The organism is Bacillus massiliigorillae, from assembly GCF_000380245.2.
Classification (GTDB): Bacteria; Bacillota; Bacilli; order Bacillales; family DSM-1321; genus Bacillus_AD; species Bacillus_AD massiliigorillae.
In genome coordinates, this window is the sequence record NZ_HG428744.1 from 137,124 (window position 1) to 150,910 (window position 13,787).

The following is a 13,787-nucleotide window of genomic DNA, read 5'->3' on the forward strand; positions in this document are numbered from 1 at the left end:
ACAAGAACCATACGGCTCTTGTCTTTTCATGCTATTTCACAATATTTTTATACCCTGTATAAGTGGCTAAAAAATAACCGCCATACACAACCACTATAATTAATCCTGTAATAAGGGAAGGCAGCAATACACTTGAATTCCCGAAGAAGACAATTGCTTTATTTACTACTTGAATGCCGAAGATAGAATGCACAATCGCTAAGGATAACGGCATCATGAAATAAATAAAGATTTGTCGGAAGATTGCCTTGTTAATCCCTTTCTTCGTAACACCAATTTTCTTCAACATCGTATAGCGCTCTCTATTATCACTTGCTTCAGAAAGCTGTTGCAAGGCAAGAATGGCAGCACTTGAAATTAAGAAAACAATACCAAGATAGATTCCGATAAACACAAATATCGTAGATTGCCCAACACTCATATCATATGCTAGTGTTCTCGTTAATCCATGTAAGAAGAAACCGTATTTCTCTGTATTCCCTCCTGTTGTCATGAAAGAGTTGAACATTTTATAAAATTCATCATCAAATTTTTCTTGATTACCTTGTGTATAGTTAATATTTAGATTTGAAATACTTGGTTTCCAGTTTTTCACTGTTTCATCAGGTACTACTACTAACAAGGTTTCCATCGCTGCATAATCTGTTTTCGTTGAGAAAGACTGTATTTCTTTCTGTGAAATCTTATATTCTTGACCATCTAACGTAATTTTGTTCTGATCTTTAATAAAACGATTCAATGTGTCTTTCATAGCAGATACATTTGATAATAAGATTACTTCGTTTTTCCCCATTGTTAATGGTTCTTTTCCTTGCATTTTAACTAAGCGCTCGTAATCTGATTTTTTAATCGCTTCAATGGATGCATCGTAATTGCCGGAAAACATTGATTTTGTTTTACTATCAGCATAAGGTTTCAACAAAGAGTTCATACCAGTATTTGTCTTATAAAAATTGAAACTAAATACATCACCATATTGATTCACATCTATATTCATTTGCTTTAATGCATCTGGAACTGTTATAGGTTTTTCATCATCAAGATAGCTATAAATAGAGACATCATATGGTGTCGCAGCATCTAAATCTTTCTGCATAACATTTTTCAAACTAAAACCAGTAGATAAAACACCAATTGTAAAAAATAACATGATAGATATAACTGTCATTGAAACAAATGTTGTATTTACTTTGCTATTAATTTGACGTAATACAAACATATTTACATCTTTAAAATAGATATTTTTATTACGCTGAAGCATGTTTAACATAAAACCTGATAACGACATGAAGAATAAGAACGTTCCAAGTGTACCTAAGCCCACGCAGAACCATGTTAAAGTCATACTTTCAAATAAGCCATACTTTAACATCACTCCATATGAGATTCCTAAAATGATGATAGATACGATAAAAAGAAAAACGGAAGTTGACGTTTTACGGATTTTTAAACTTTCATTTTTTCTTGCTGCTGTTAACAAATCAATCAATTTATATTTTGAAATAATAACACTATTAAAAATCATAACAAACAAAAAGATAATTCCAAAATATAGAACTGTCTTTAAAATAGCAGCACTAGAAAATACAAATTCAAACTTCGTTAAATCAATCTCAAACATTTTAGCTGTTAATACAGATAAGCCTTGAGAAAGAAGAATCCCAACAGCTAGACCTGCCACTAACGAAATCATCCCTACAAAGAATGTCTCAACGACAAGAATGCGAGAGATAGTATACTTACTCATCCCCAATGACATATACAACCCAAGTTCTTTTTTACGTCTTTTAATTAAAAAGTTATTCGCAAATATAATTAAAAAGCCTAACACAATGGATACAAACACCGAAAGCATCGAAATAATTTGTGTTAACATCTTTATATTCTCTGAAACACTTGCTGATACATTCATCATTGCCTTTTGATCAGACAGCGAATTAAAACTGTAAAAAATACAAACTGCAAAAGTTAACGTTAAGAAGTAAATAAAATAATCTTTAAAACTTCTTTTGACATTTCGTGCTGACAGTTTAAAGAACATTATTTGTATCCCCTCCTAGTAGCGTTACAACTTCAATAATACGATTGAAAAATTCTTTTCTTGTATCATTTCCACGAATTAGCTCATTGAAAATCTTACCGTCTTTAATAAACAGAATCCGTTTCGCATAGCTCGCTGTGAACGCGTCATGCGTAACCATGAGTATTGTTGCTTGTAATTCTTCATTCAGTTTTTCAAATGAATCTAGCAGAAGACGAGCTGATTTTGAATCAAGTGCTCCAGTCGGTTCATCCGCTAGGATAAGTGTGGGATTCGTTACAATTGCACGTGCTGACGCAACCCTTTGCTTTTGTCCACCCGACATTTGATAAGGGAACTTGTCTAATACAGATGTAATTTCTAATTTAGCAGCAATATCTTCTACAAGTTTTGTAATTTCCGATGGTTTGCGCCCTTGAATCGTTAGCGCAATCGCAATGTTTTCAAACGCAGTTAACGTATCTAAAAGGTTAAAATCTTGAAAGATAAAACCTAATTCATCACGGCGAAACTTCTCTAACTTACCTGCTTTTAGCTTCGTAATATCTTGTCCGTTAATTTGGATGTTACCAGTCGTCACGGTATCTATTGTCGAAATGCAGTTCAATAGTGTTGTTTTACCACTTCCAGATGGACCCATGATTCCAACGAACTCGCCCTTTTCTACTTCAAAGCTTATATGATCAATAGCTTTCGCTACATTTCCTTTATTACCAAAATACTTTTCAATACCGTCCACTTTAAGTACGTTAGCCATGTTTTTATCAATCTCCTTTTTCTTGTTGGTTCTAGTGTATCTCTTAACAAGAAAAATACATATTGCTCTACATTTCGATAATCTTACATTTTTGTAAGAGAAGCTGAACAAAAAAAGAGCCCTTTTTTATTTAGGACTCTAATAATAGTATTTTGCTTTTTGGAAAGATAATATGTACCTCTGTACCTACATCCTTTGTCGATGTAAGAGTTAAACCTAGATGTAATTTATCCGCTAATGTTTTACAAATATATAACCCCATGCCTGTCGACTTTCTGTAAAGCCGACCATTCTCACCTGTAAAACCTTTCTCAAATACACGCCCGATATCTTTTTCATCGATACCGATACCATTATCAAAGATTTTAAGTATAAGATTGTTTTCCTGTTTAACCGTTGATATTTGGATTTTACTTTCTGATTTATTACTATAATTAATAGCATTAACAAGGATTTGATTTACGATGAACTCAACCCATTTCTCATCACTAAACACAACCTCGTCCAATTCAGCTAATTGAAGTTGAATTTTCTTGTGTATAAAAGATTTTGCATTACGTTTAATGACTTTTGAAACACAAGCCTTCAAATCGAATTCTTTCACAATATAATCTTTGCCGGCACTATTGCTGCGTGCATAATAAAGAGCTTGCTCCACATAATCTTCAATTTTATTAAGTTCTTCGACGATTCCCTTTGTAGCTTCATTTTTTTGATTTTCAAGCATAAGCTTACTCGTTGCAATAGGTGTTTTAATTTCATGCACCCAAGCCTCAATATACTCGCGGTATTCAGTTTGCTTATTTTTATACCTATTCACGTGCTCATGCATCTGTTTATCTGTTGTTTTTAGTATGTCGTACACGATTTGTCCTTCAAGAAAATCTGGTTCTTCAATAACCTCAGATAACAAATACTTTTGATCCAATGTTTCTAAATTGCTTTGTAATGTATCATAAAACTTTTTGCGCCTGATAAATTCTAATGCATATGAAACGAGTAACGGACCAAACCAAGCAATGAAAACAATGATAATAACAACGCTTTGTACTTTAATTAGCCATAAAAAAATAGCTATGAAGATAAATAAAACTCCATTGCCGATCAAAAAAATAGCTCTTTCCTTCAGGTAGTCTCTTAGCTTCATGACATAATATACCCAAGACCACGTCTTGTTTCGATTGGATTTTCCATCCCTATGCCTTCAATCTTTTTGCGTAATCTCGTTATATTTACAGATAACGTATTATCATCAATAAACAAATCCGATGACCATAAATATTCCATTAATTCTTCTCTAGATACAATCTTACCTTTATTCTTCATCAAACAATGTAGTATTTTCAATTCATTTTTCGTTAGCTCTTCCTGCTGATTTTGATGAGATATAGAACCGCTTGATAAATGTAATTTCAAAGCTCCATAGTTTAAAACAGCAGATTCTTGTTTTGCATATGTACGCTTTAATACCGATTCAATACGAGCTAATAGAATCTGTGTATTGTATGGCTTCGTTACAAAATCATCCGCGCCAAGATTCATACTCATTAATTCATCCACTTCATTATCTCGGCTTGTTACAATAATAATCGGAACTTGAGATGTTTTACGAATTTCTCTACAAATATAATAACCATCAAACACTGGCAAGTTAATATCTAATAAAATAAGATGGACATCCTCCTGATTCACATATTGCATAATATTTTGAAAGTCATCTGGTGCTTCGACAGCATAACCATAATTCGATAAAAATTCTTTTAACTCATTTCGTAGCGTTTCTGTATCTTCTACAATTAAGATTTTCATCTTATCCATTCTAGCCACTCCTAAAAAATGTGTTGTAGTAACATATTTCATTATAGCTACTTTTGAATTAGTATGCTTTGGAATTCCATATTTCCACAAAAATAAAAGGGGATGTCCAATATTTGAACATCCCCTTTTATATTATTTCACTACAGCTTTTAAAATATTATCAACAATTTGTCCGTTTGCAATCGCACCTGTGTATAACCAGCTTTCATCTGCTGAATACTCAAATACATTACCAGCCTTCACAGCAGGGATGTTCTTCCACAATGCGTTGCTTAATTGAGTTTTGTCTTTTGCTGTATCACTATTAATTACGAATAAGTAATCAGCATCTAATTCCACTAATTTCTCTAAAGAGATGGCACTCCAATTTCCTGTAGCACTCGCTGAAATTTCTTTCACAACTGCAGGTTCCTTCAATCCTAAATCTCCGTACATAACCGCACCAGCAGAGAGATTATCACTTACAACAAAGAATTCGTCGTTTACTAACCAAACGGCCGCAACAGAAGGATTGCCTGCAGCATCCTTAATTTTTTCTTTTGCATCCTTCGCTTTTGCATCATAATCTTCTAATACTTTTTTCGCTTCCGCTTCTTTACCGAACACTTCACCAGTACGTGTTAATTCATCACGCCAGTCATTATTTACTTCCTTACCAATGACATAGGTTGGTGCAATCTTTTTATATTGTTCATACTTGCCACCTTCAACCATACTTGCAGAATCCATGATAATTAAATCTGGAGAAAACTTTTGCACAGCTTCAAATGGAAGATCATGAGGAATAGTTGGTATTCCCTTTAATTCATTTTGTAAGTAACCTTGAATACTCGCTCCGTCGTTTACACTCCATTGAGCAACTGGCTTAATCCCTAAAGCAACTAAATTATCTTCTAAATATGTTGCGATTACTCGCTTCGGATTAGCAGGAATTACTACTTCATGCCCCATCGCATCTGTCAGTGTACGCTCTTTACCTGCTTCTGCTTTTTGATCCGAAGTAGATTGTTGTTCTGTATTTTCTCCACTCTTCTTCTCTGCTTTATCTTCATTATTATCACTACATGCCGCTAATGAGATTGCTAACAATCCAGCACCCATTAGTTGCAAGAATTTCTTTTTACTTAACACATTAATCATTTAAATCCTCCTAAAGTTATGCTACTATATAATAGGTTTGATAATGATTCTCAATATCATTCTTAGTATATTTTAATGATAATCAGAATCATTAGTCAATCTTTTTTTCTAAAACACAAGAAAGAAGTCGTTTTTATGAATCAAAATAACTATTCAGCTTCATCAAATAAAAAATATCATCTTCATAGTAATCATTTCTTAGGAATAGCCACTCTTATTATTGGACCTATTCTATTATTACTAGCAATCATTGTCTCGATTCATTTCGGAGCATCTAATTTAAGTTATTCCTCCGTATGGGAGGCTTTATTCTCATATGACGATAACGTTTCATCTCATGTTATCGTAAGAGAACTACGTTTACCAAGAGCAATCGCAGCAGCATTTGTTGGAGCAGCACTTGCTGTATCAGGAGCAATCCTGCAAGGAATGACACGAAATCCACTAGGAGAACCTTCAATCATGGGTGTAACGGCTGGTGCTTCGTTTTTCATTGCTATCGCTTTTGCCTTTTTTCCCTCTGTATCTTATTTAGGGTTAATGGGATTCTCTTTCGTTGGAGCAGGTGTAGGGGCTTTTCTAGTTCTAGCAATTACATCCTTTTCAAGAGGTGGCATCACACCAGTCAAACTAGCCTTAGCAGGAGCTGCTATTACCTCCTTGCTTAGTTCTCTTTCAACAGCTATTGGAATTAAATTCAATATTTCAAAAGATATTAGTTATTGGTATGCAGGTGGCGTGGCTGGCGTCCAAATGAAACATTTAGCGATCATCATCCCAGCTATTATTATTGGACTTATTGCAGCTATTATGCTCTCTCGTTCAATATCTGTTTTAAGTATGGGTGAAGAAATCGCAAAAGGATTAGGTCAAAATACACGTGTTATTCAATTCCTTGGAACAGTAATCGTTTTACTATTAACGGGGGCTGCTGTTTCAATTGGAGGAATGATTGGATTTATTGGTCTTGTTATACCGCATATTACGAGATTTATCGTAGGTGTTGATTATCGGTGGATTATCCCCTGCTCTGCCATTTTAGGGGCGCTTCTTTTAGTATTTGCTGATATTGTAAGTCGCATGATAAATGCACCGTTTGAAACACCCGTTGGTGCAGTTACAGCTCTTATTGGTGTTCCTTTCTTTCTCTATTTAGCTCGTAAGGAAGGAAGTGGTATATAACGATGAAAACATTTAATAATCATCCATATAAATTTCAAATACTACTTAGTAGTACTATTTTATTATGTATTGTAATGATTTTTATCAGCATAAATGCTGGCTATATGGAAATTCCCTTTACGGATGTAATAGCTACACTGACTGGTCATGGCACTCCTCAAAACGAGATTACAATATTTGATTTCCGCTTGCCTCGAATCGTGATGGCTTTACTTGTTGGTATGGGTATTTCCGTATCTGGAGCACTTTTACAAGGAATATCAAGAAATCCTCTAGCTGACCCTGGTATTTTGGGAATTAATTCAGGGGCAGGGTTAGCCGTAGTCATTTATATGTTTATTTTTCAAGGTTCTACCTTTCTAACAGGATGGTTATCCATCTTTATTATGCCGTTTACAGCTTTAGTAGGTGCGTTTACGGCTGCCGCTCTCATTTACCTTCTTTCTTGGAAAAATGGGCAAGTCACACCTGTCCGCTTATTGTTGGTAGGTATTGGTCTTAATGCAGCATTTGGAGCTGGGCTAATTGTTTTCCAAATGAAAATGGAACCTGCAAATTTTCTAAAAGCAATCACATGGTTATCTGGAACCATTTGGGGAACGAATTGGACATTTGTTTTAGCTATTTTGCCTTGGCTACTTATTTTCATCCCTTTAGCCATTTATAAATCTAGATATTTAGATGTTTTACTTTTAGGTGATTCCATAGCAAAGGGCGTCGGTGTCCATATCGAAAAAGAACGCAGACTTTTACTATTCATATCCGTTGCTTTAGCTGGTGCATCTGTTGCTGTAGGTGGAGGAATTACATTTCTTGGATTAATTGCACCGCATATCGCAAGACGCCTAATTGGAGCAAAACACGCGAAAATTCTACCTTTATCTGCTGCAATCGGAGCATTGCTTCTATTATCAGCAGATACATTAGGAAGAGTCATTATGGCACCTATGGAATTACCGGTTGGTTTAGTCGTTTCCATTCTGGGAGCACCGTATTTTATCTACTTGCTAATGAAAAATGTGTAATAGAACTCAACTCAGTCGAATTAAAAAAGCACTTGGACATTGCATTCCAAGTGCTTTTCTATTCTCTATTAACCTAACCTTTGAATCCACTTCTTCGTTTCACCATAAATATCTTCTACACCTAATATTGCAGAAACAACAGCAATTCCATTTACATGCTCTAAATTGATTTGATCTATATTATGCAATTTTATTCCACCAATCGCTACAAGAGGGATATCGATAGCTTCCTTAATTGATTGAAGCATTTGCATATCAATGGTACGTGCATTATCCTTTGTCGTTGTTGGAAACATTGCCCCTACTCCAATATAGTCTGCTCCTTCACGCTGTGCTTGCAATGCCTTCTCTACGTCATTGACTGAAACTCCAATAATTTTATCCTTCCCCATTAATTGATGAACACCCGCAACTGTGATATCGCTTTGACCAATATGCACTCCGTCCGCATCCGCCAATTGAGCAATATCCACTCGATCGTTTACAATAAAGTGTGCATCATATTTACGAGTTAATTCTCTTAAAGCAATTGCCTTCTCTAAAAACTCACGTCCAGAGCAATGTTTTTCGCGCAATTGAACGATTTTCACACCGCCTCGTAACGCCGCTTCGATACAGGAAAGAAAAATTCTTCCTTCTAAAATTTTTGAATCAGTCACTAAATATAATTCTTTATTTTTTTGAAACAAATTAATCTCCCCTTATTTCACAGCTTCTTTCACTTCTTCATATGCCATATCCCAGAACTTTAATTCATAAAGACTTGCTTTCTTGAAAATATCAATTAATCTCTCTTGCTCTTCTAGTGAACTATCAGCAAACAAACGATTAGAATAAGTAAGCCAAGTATCGCTTAATTGCGTAAATTCTTCTCTACCATACGAATCAATCCAGCGTTTATAGAAATGATTATCATCAATCTCGTAGTTCTCTAATAAATGCTTACCAATATAGTTATAGCTCCATACACATGGAAGTACTGCTGCCACGATTTCCTTCACATCACCTTTTAGACTGATACCATGCATATAGCTCGTATAACTTTCCGTTGTTAGCTCCAATTCTTGTTGTTCTAAATCCTCTATTGAAAAACCAAAGTTCCTTAAATATTCAATATGAACGGCTGTCTCATATTTAAATGTACCGCCTGCCGCTTGATGAAAGAATTGCATATCCTCAATCGTGTTCGATTTAACTACTCCCATACAAAATACTTTCGTGTACTCCTTCAAATACAAATAATCTTGTATTAAATAATGCTCGAATTTCTTATGATTTAATGTACCGTTTCCCATCTCTGTAATAAATGGGTGTTGAAGGTATTCATTCCAAATTTGTTTAGATTGTTGCAATAAAACATCGGTTAAATTCATAACGTTTCCACCTTTACATAGTTTTCTATTGCATTGGCATCTAGGCAATTCATCTCATCAAACAATTGCACTTTAAATGTTCCAATAGCAGGATCATTGTGATTAGCTAACTCACCACTTAATGACATAGTAAGGACACCCATAGCAGCCGCTTTAAACGGATCATTCGTTACACCTAAATAACTTCCTACTAAACTTGCAGTCATACAGCCTGTTCCTGTCACAGACTTTAATTTAGTAGAGCCATTGTGTATTAGAATCGTTCTTTCACCATCAGTAATAAAATCCGTTTTACCAGTAGCAGCGATGGTTGTTTGAATTGATTTAGAAAAATTCCGTAATTTATTGATATCTATTTCTAAATCATCCGATGCATCTACACCTTTTCCTCTTGTTTCAAGCCCAGCCATAAACAATATTTCAGCACTATTTCCTTTAATCACATCAAATTTTACTTTACTCAGTAATTCTTCCACAAAATTTGTTCTTTGCTTGCTAGCAAATACACCTACTGGATCTAAAACAATTGGTTTCTGCAGAGCATTGGCAATTCTACCAGCCTCTAAATATAAAGGAATTTGTGAAGAATGCATCTTACCAATATTAAGGACAACGGCGTTGCTAATCGTAATTAAATCTTCCACTTCTTCAATAGCATCGCCCATAATTGGACTAGCGCCTATTGCAAGTGTTGCATTAGCACAATCATTAATTGTTACCTCATTTGTATAATGCAGAACTAAAGGATTTTGATTAATGACTTCACTAACTAAGTTGCTTATTTTACGAATTTCCATTTATTTTTTCTCCTTCAAATTGATAAAAATGATGAACAGGACCAATTCCCGAACCAATTGCAAAGCTATAACGAATGGCATCGGTAATGTATTGCTTACCCCTAGCTACCGCTTCTTCAACACTACAACCTAAAGCTAAATAAGAAGTTATAGCGGATGAAAGCGTACATCCTGTGCCATGTGTATTCATTTTGTTTAAGCGTTCATTATGATAGATTTCAATACCATGCTCTCCTATCAATATATCGCTCGCATCACCGATTAAATGTCCGCCTTTTATGAGTACATATTGAGGTCCTAATGAACGAATCATTTGTCCAGCTTTTTTCATATCTTCTATACAAGTAATTTTCATTCCTGTAATCTCTTCAGCTTCCGGAATATTTGGAGTGACAAGGAATGCTCTCGGCATGAGCTTCGTAATAAGCGCATCTTTCGCTTCATTCGCTAAGAGTGCACAACCACTCTTTGAAATCATTACCGGATCTACAACTAAATACGGTACTTCATATTGTGCTAGCGTTTCTGTAATAGCTTGAATAATATCAGCACTAGATACCATGCCGACCTTAATTGCTTGCGGGGGAATATCATCTAGAACCACTTGGATTTGTCTTCTAACCATTTCCGTGCTCAAGTCTTCTACTAGAAATACTCCCTGTGTGTTTTGAGCTGTTATTGCTGTAATTACACTCATCCCATACGTACCTATAGCAGCAAATGTTTTCAAATCCGCTTGAATTCCTGCTCCACCCGATGAATCAGAACCAGCAATCGTTAATGTTGCTATGCCATAGTTTCTCAATCAATCATCTCCTTGAATTGTGACCTATTGTAAGAAACGAACTGTATGGGAATTACTTTTCTACGCAAAAAAAGCTATTCTCCACATATAGGAAAATAGCTTTTCATCCTCATAAACTTGATAAAGATAAAGAGTATACGCTTTCCTACGCTGGTATGATCCAGATCAGGTAATGAGGGTTAATGATTATTCGATCATCTCTCAGCCAAAAGGCACCCCTAGCTACATATTCGATTCTTATGTTAAACAGTAGTTTCTTTAGTAAAGAATGTCAAGGATATTATATCTAATTTTTCAGATAAAATATTTTAGTATAGTCTATATTGTATATCTAAATGAATAACAGAACTTATCGTAGTCCATCTTTTCTTCATAGAAGCGGTGAGCAGCTGTTCGATGTAAAGCCGATTCTAATTCCACATAAGCACAGCCCTGTTCTTTCGCATATTCATGAATATAACTTAATAAGTATTCCCCATGTCCTTTTGAACGTTCTGTATCGAGCGTAACTAAATCATACACATACATATAATGTCCATTACAGAAATTTGTTAGTTTAATAATCCCAGATACAGCAACAACCTGCCCATCTACTTCAAGCTGTAGCATACGATAGCCACGCTTTATCATATCTTCATATAAACTATAATAGTTTTCCTCTGTTAAATGTGAATAAAGCTGGCTAAATAATGGATATACTTTTTCAATATCTTCTTTTTTATCAATAAATACAATTTTCTTTTCACTCATGTTAGTACCTCTTCTGTTAATATTTTCATATAATTAATTTTTTATTCTTCAATATTACTAAATATCGTCCAACCAATAGATGGATTCGTCACTTGTAGCCCTGTTAAGTTAATAAAATGATCTAACAGAAAACGACCAAAAGGATGGTCACAAACAGACTGATGTAATTTTTCAATCGAATATCCTTCATCTATAAGCCTTTCTTGCTGTTCATTAATATAAGCATGCATAATATCTCCAGAAAACTCTGGATGAAATTGTACACCCCAAATATGATTATCAATTGCATAGGCATGATATGGTTCAAATTGATTGTACGCAAGAATTCGTGCATCCACAGGAAGCTCCACTACTGTTTGCCTATGAGCAACATGGCCATAGAAAGTATCGTGTAAAATAGCCAATAATCTATCTTGACTTCCCTCTTCTGTTAATTGGATTTTCTTTGTACCAATTTCTATTCCTTGTGGATGAGTATCGACTTTTCCGCCAAACGCTTCAGCTATTAATTGATGACCATAACAAATACCCAATGTAGGAATTTGTTGATGCCTTATATCACGAAGCCATTGCATTAATCGAGTGCTCCATTCTTCACGCTCTGTCACCATTGTATGTGAACCAGTAATGATAATGGCCGCAATCTGATCGGTACTTGGCAATGATGTTTGATCATCATAAACATTTGCAACAACGACATCATCTACAGAAATACCGCATGCACGGATAATCATATCTTCAAAATCACCATATTGCTCTATGATTGATGAAAACGATGTACCCGTTTTAACAACAAGTAATTTCTTCACTCCACATCATCACCTTCCAAATAGTAATTTAGTTGCCTAATGCATTTATAATTATAAATTTTATAATATTCTGAAAAAATAACAAGTAAAAAAACATATATATCTATTATTTTTATGTATTATTTAACTGCAAAAAGTAGTAAAAAGCAACTAAAAAATGAAGCTACATTAGCAAATGTAGCTTCATTTTTTATCTACTCTGCCTGCACCCTTTTTTGACGCCATGTATACGCAATTGCCATAGCGATAGATGGACAAAATACTATAGCTGACCCGAAAAGAACAATATTAAGTGGCCAAGCAATCCAATTAGCATCCACTATCTCTATTGGCAATGACATTAGAATCGAAGAAACGAGTAATAATACTAACGACCAAAATGCCATCTTTGAAAACTGGTTCTTCATTCTTTCATATTTCTCTTTATGACTAGCAGCATCCGTATAAATTGAAACTGTACCTGGAGGTGCTGAAAAAAAGTGCATATCTTCATATGAACACATATGCTGCCAACCCGATGCTTTAAACATATCAAAATACACTTCTTGATCATTATCCTCGAATGTCTTATAATCCATGCAGTACACTAAATCCCTTGGTTCAGCCTTCACTAGCTTATAACCTCTTAACAACGTTAACTTTTCAAGGATCCAGCCTTCTTTTGCATATTTAGCTAATTTTTCCATAGCTTTATTTTCATCAAAAGCTAATCCCCCATTAGAAATATACTTCACCGGCTTACTCATTTTCGTTTCCTCCATTCAAAGAGCGTAATACTTTTTTGCCATACTCAACCATAATCATTCTTCTCTCGATGTCTTTTTTCAGTATTTCTTTCCCCTTAGGAGTTAACATGTATACTTTGCGACGATCATCACTTGGGACTAGATCAATTAATTGTGCCGTTTGTAATTTCTTCAAAATTGTATACAAACTAGCAGGACCGATTGTCATTGTTCCCTGCGACATCTGCTCGATTTCTTGCATAATCCCATAACCATGTATAGGGTTTACCATTGTCAGCAAAATATAGTACGTTGAATCAGTTAATATTTCATCATCTAATGCTTTTCCTCTAGCCATCTTCTACTCCTTTATATCATTTAATGATATATCTTATAATGATATATTATTAAATGATATAACATTTGTCAACAAGTCCTAAAGAAAGAAATTAAGATGTCCAATAATTCGGAATAATAATATTGGTTAGTTTGTGCAGATATAGGAATTCTTTGATTTATTAAAAAGTCTGTAGAGTTTCATCTTGACCAAAAGCGCCAAAAATCA

At 34.7% G+C, this 13,787-nt stretch carries 15 protein-coding genes and 1 riboswitch; of the genes, 2 read left to right on the forward strand and 13 right to left on the reverse strand.

What is annotated here, in order from left to right; all coding sequences use genetic code 11:
• Positions 1–31 precede the first annotated feature (31 nt).
• From TX86_RS20890 to TX86_RS20910, 5 genes are all read right to left on the reverse strand, one after another.
• Complete coding sequence (locus TX86_RS20890) at positions 32–2,041, reverse strand: ABC transporter permease (protein ID WP_042351883.1); 2,010 nt, start codon at positions 2,039–2,041, stop codon at positions 32–34.
• On the reverse strand, positions 2,031–2,798 hold the full coding sequence (locus TX86_RS20895) for an ABC transporter ATP-binding protein (RefSeq protein WP_042351884.1): 768 nt from the start codon (positions 2,796–2,798) through the stop codon (positions 2,031–2,033). The genes TX86_RS20890 and TX86_RS20895 overlap by 11 nt, the downstream gene beginning before the upstream one ends.
• A 130-nt stretch (positions 2,799–2,928) precedes the next feature.
• Positions 2,929–3,906 (reverse strand): sensor histidine kinase, encoded by a 978-nt coding sequence (locus TX86_RS20900; protein WP_230203699.1) that lies wholly within the window; start codon positions 3,904–3,906, stop codon positions 2,929–2,931.
• A gap of 35 nt (positions 3,907–3,941) precedes the next feature.
• A complete protein-coding gene (locus tag TX86_RS20905) occupies positions 3,942–4,616 on the reverse strand; it encodes a response regulator transcription factor (protein WP_081707794.1) in 675 nt (224 codons plus the stop codon).
• Positions 4,617–4,748: 132 nt separating this feature from the next.
• Positions 4,749–5,756 (reverse strand): ABC transporter substrate-binding protein, encoded by a 1,008-nt coding sequence (locus tag TX86_RS20910; protein WP_042351887.1) that lies wholly within the window; start codon positions 5,754–5,756, stop codon positions 4,749–4,751.
• Between the two features lie 135 nt (positions 5,757–5,891).
• Here TX86_RS20910 and TX86_RS20915 point away from each other — a divergent pair, with 135 nt between their 5' ends.
• Positions 5,892–6,938, forward strand: a complete 1,047-nt coding sequence (locus TX86_RS20915) for a FecCD family ABC transporter permease (protein ID WP_042351889.1) — start codon at positions 5,892–5,894, stop codon at positions 6,936–6,938.
• Positions 6,939–6,940: 2 nt separating this feature from the next.
• Positions 6,941–7,963, forward strand: coding sequence for a FecCD family ABC transporter permease (locus TX86_RS20920; RefSeq protein WP_042351890.1), 1,023 nt, complete (start codon positions 6,941–6,943; stop codon positions 7,961–7,963).
• 68 nt (positions 7,964–8,031) lie between these two features.
• Here the strand turns inward: TX86_RS20920 and thiE are convergent, their stop codons facing one another.
• From thiE to TX86_RS20960, 8 genes are all read right to left on the reverse strand, one after another.
• On the reverse strand, positions 8,032–8,652 hold the full coding sequence (thiE, locus tag TX86_RS20925; RefSeq protein WP_042351892.1) for a thiamine phosphate synthase: 621 nt from the start codon (positions 8,650–8,652) through the stop codon (positions 8,032–8,034).
• Between the two features lie 12 nt (positions 8,653–8,664).
• Positions 8,665–9,336, reverse strand: a complete 672-nt coding sequence (gene tenA, locus TX86_RS20930) for a thiaminase II (RefSeq protein ID WP_042351894.1) — start codon at positions 9,334–9,336, stop codon at positions 8,665–8,667.
• Positions 9,333–10,133 carry a hydroxyethylthiazole kinase gene (gene thiM, locus TX86_RS20935; RefSeq protein ID WP_042351895.1) on the reverse strand — a complete coding sequence of 267 codons (801 nt, stop codon included), beginning with the start codon at positions 10,131–10,133 and terminating at the stop codon, positions 9,333–9,335. Before thiM ends, tenA begins: the two co-directional genes overlap by 4 nt.
• Positions 10,120–10,938, reverse strand: coding sequence for a bifunctional hydroxymethylpyrimidine kinase/phosphomethylpyrimidine kinase (gene thiD / locus TX86_RS20940; RefSeq protein ID WP_042351897.1), 819 nt, complete (start codon positions 10,936–10,938; stop codon positions 10,120–10,122). Before thiD ends, thiM begins: the two co-directional genes overlap by 14 nt.
• Positions 10,939–11,063: 125 nt before the next feature.
• Positions 11,064–11,168, reverse strand: a riboswitch (TPP riboswitch).
• Positions 11,169–11,256: 88 nt separating this feature from the next.
• Positions 11,257–11,709 (reverse strand): GNAT family N-acetyltransferase, encoded by a 453-nt coding sequence (locus TX86_RS20945; protein WP_268258267.1) that lies wholly within the window; start codon positions 11,707–11,709, stop codon positions 11,257–11,259.
• Positions 11,710–11,729: 20 nt separating this feature from the next.
• Positions 11,730–12,497 (reverse strand): glutamine amidotransferase, encoded by a 768-nt coding sequence (locus TX86_RS20950; protein ID WP_042351899.1) that lies wholly within the window; start codon positions 12,495–12,497, stop codon positions 11,730–11,732.
• Positions 12,498–12,691: 194 nt separating this feature from the next.
• On the reverse strand, positions 12,692–13,243 hold the full coding sequence (locus TX86_RS20955) for a DUF2812 domain-containing protein (RefSeq protein WP_052343809.1): 552 nt from the start codon (positions 13,241–13,243) through the stop codon (positions 12,692–12,694).
• Positions 13,236–13,580: a PadR family transcriptional regulator gene (locus TX86_RS20960; protein WP_042351900.1), complete on the reverse strand. Its 345-nt coding sequence runs from the start codon at positions 13,578–13,580 to the stop codon at positions 13,236–13,238. The genes TX86_RS20955 and TX86_RS20960 overlap by 8 nt, the downstream gene beginning before the upstream one ends.
• Positions 13,581–13,787: the final 207 nt, after the last annotated feature.

Coding starts and splice junctions, on each gene's coding strand:
- TX86_RS20890 (WP_042351883.1), bottom strand. CDS start 2,041: ATGTTCTTTAAACTGTCAGCACGAAATGTCAAAAGAAGTTTTAAAGAT.
- TX86_RS20955 (WP_052343809.1), bottom strand. CDS start 13,243: ATGAGTAAGCCGGTGAAGTATATTTCTAATGGGGGATTAGCTTTTGAT.
- TX86_RS20905 (WP_081707794.1), bottom strand. CDS start 4,616: ATGGATAAGATGAAAATCTTAATTGTAGAAGATACAGAAACGCTACGA.
- TX86_RS20920 (WP_042351890.1), top strand. CDS start 6,941: ATGAAAACATTTAATAATCATCCATATAAATTTCAAATACTACTTAGT.
- TX86_RS20910 (WP_042351887.1), bottom strand. CDS start 5,756: ATGATTAATGTGTTAAGTAAAAAGAAATTCTTGCAACTAATGGGTGCT.
- thiM (WP_042351895.1), bottom strand. CDS start 10,133: ATGGAAATTCGTAAAATAAGCAACTTAGTTAGTGAAGTCATTAATCAA.
- TX86_RS20915 (WP_042351889.1), top strand. CDS start 5,892: ATGAATCAAAATAACTATTCAGCTTCATCAAATAAAAAATATCATCTT.
- TX86_RS20960 (WP_042351900.1), bottom strand. CDS start 13,580: ATGGCTAGAGGAAAAGCATTAGATGATGAAATATTAACTGATTCAACG.
- tenA (WP_042351894.1), bottom strand. CDS start 9,336: ATGAATTTAACCGATGTTTTATTGCAACAATCTAAACAAATTTGGAAT.
- TX86_RS20895 (WP_042351884.1), bottom strand. CDS start 2,798: ATGGCTAACGTACTTAAAGTGGACGGTATTGAAAAGTATTTTGGTAAT.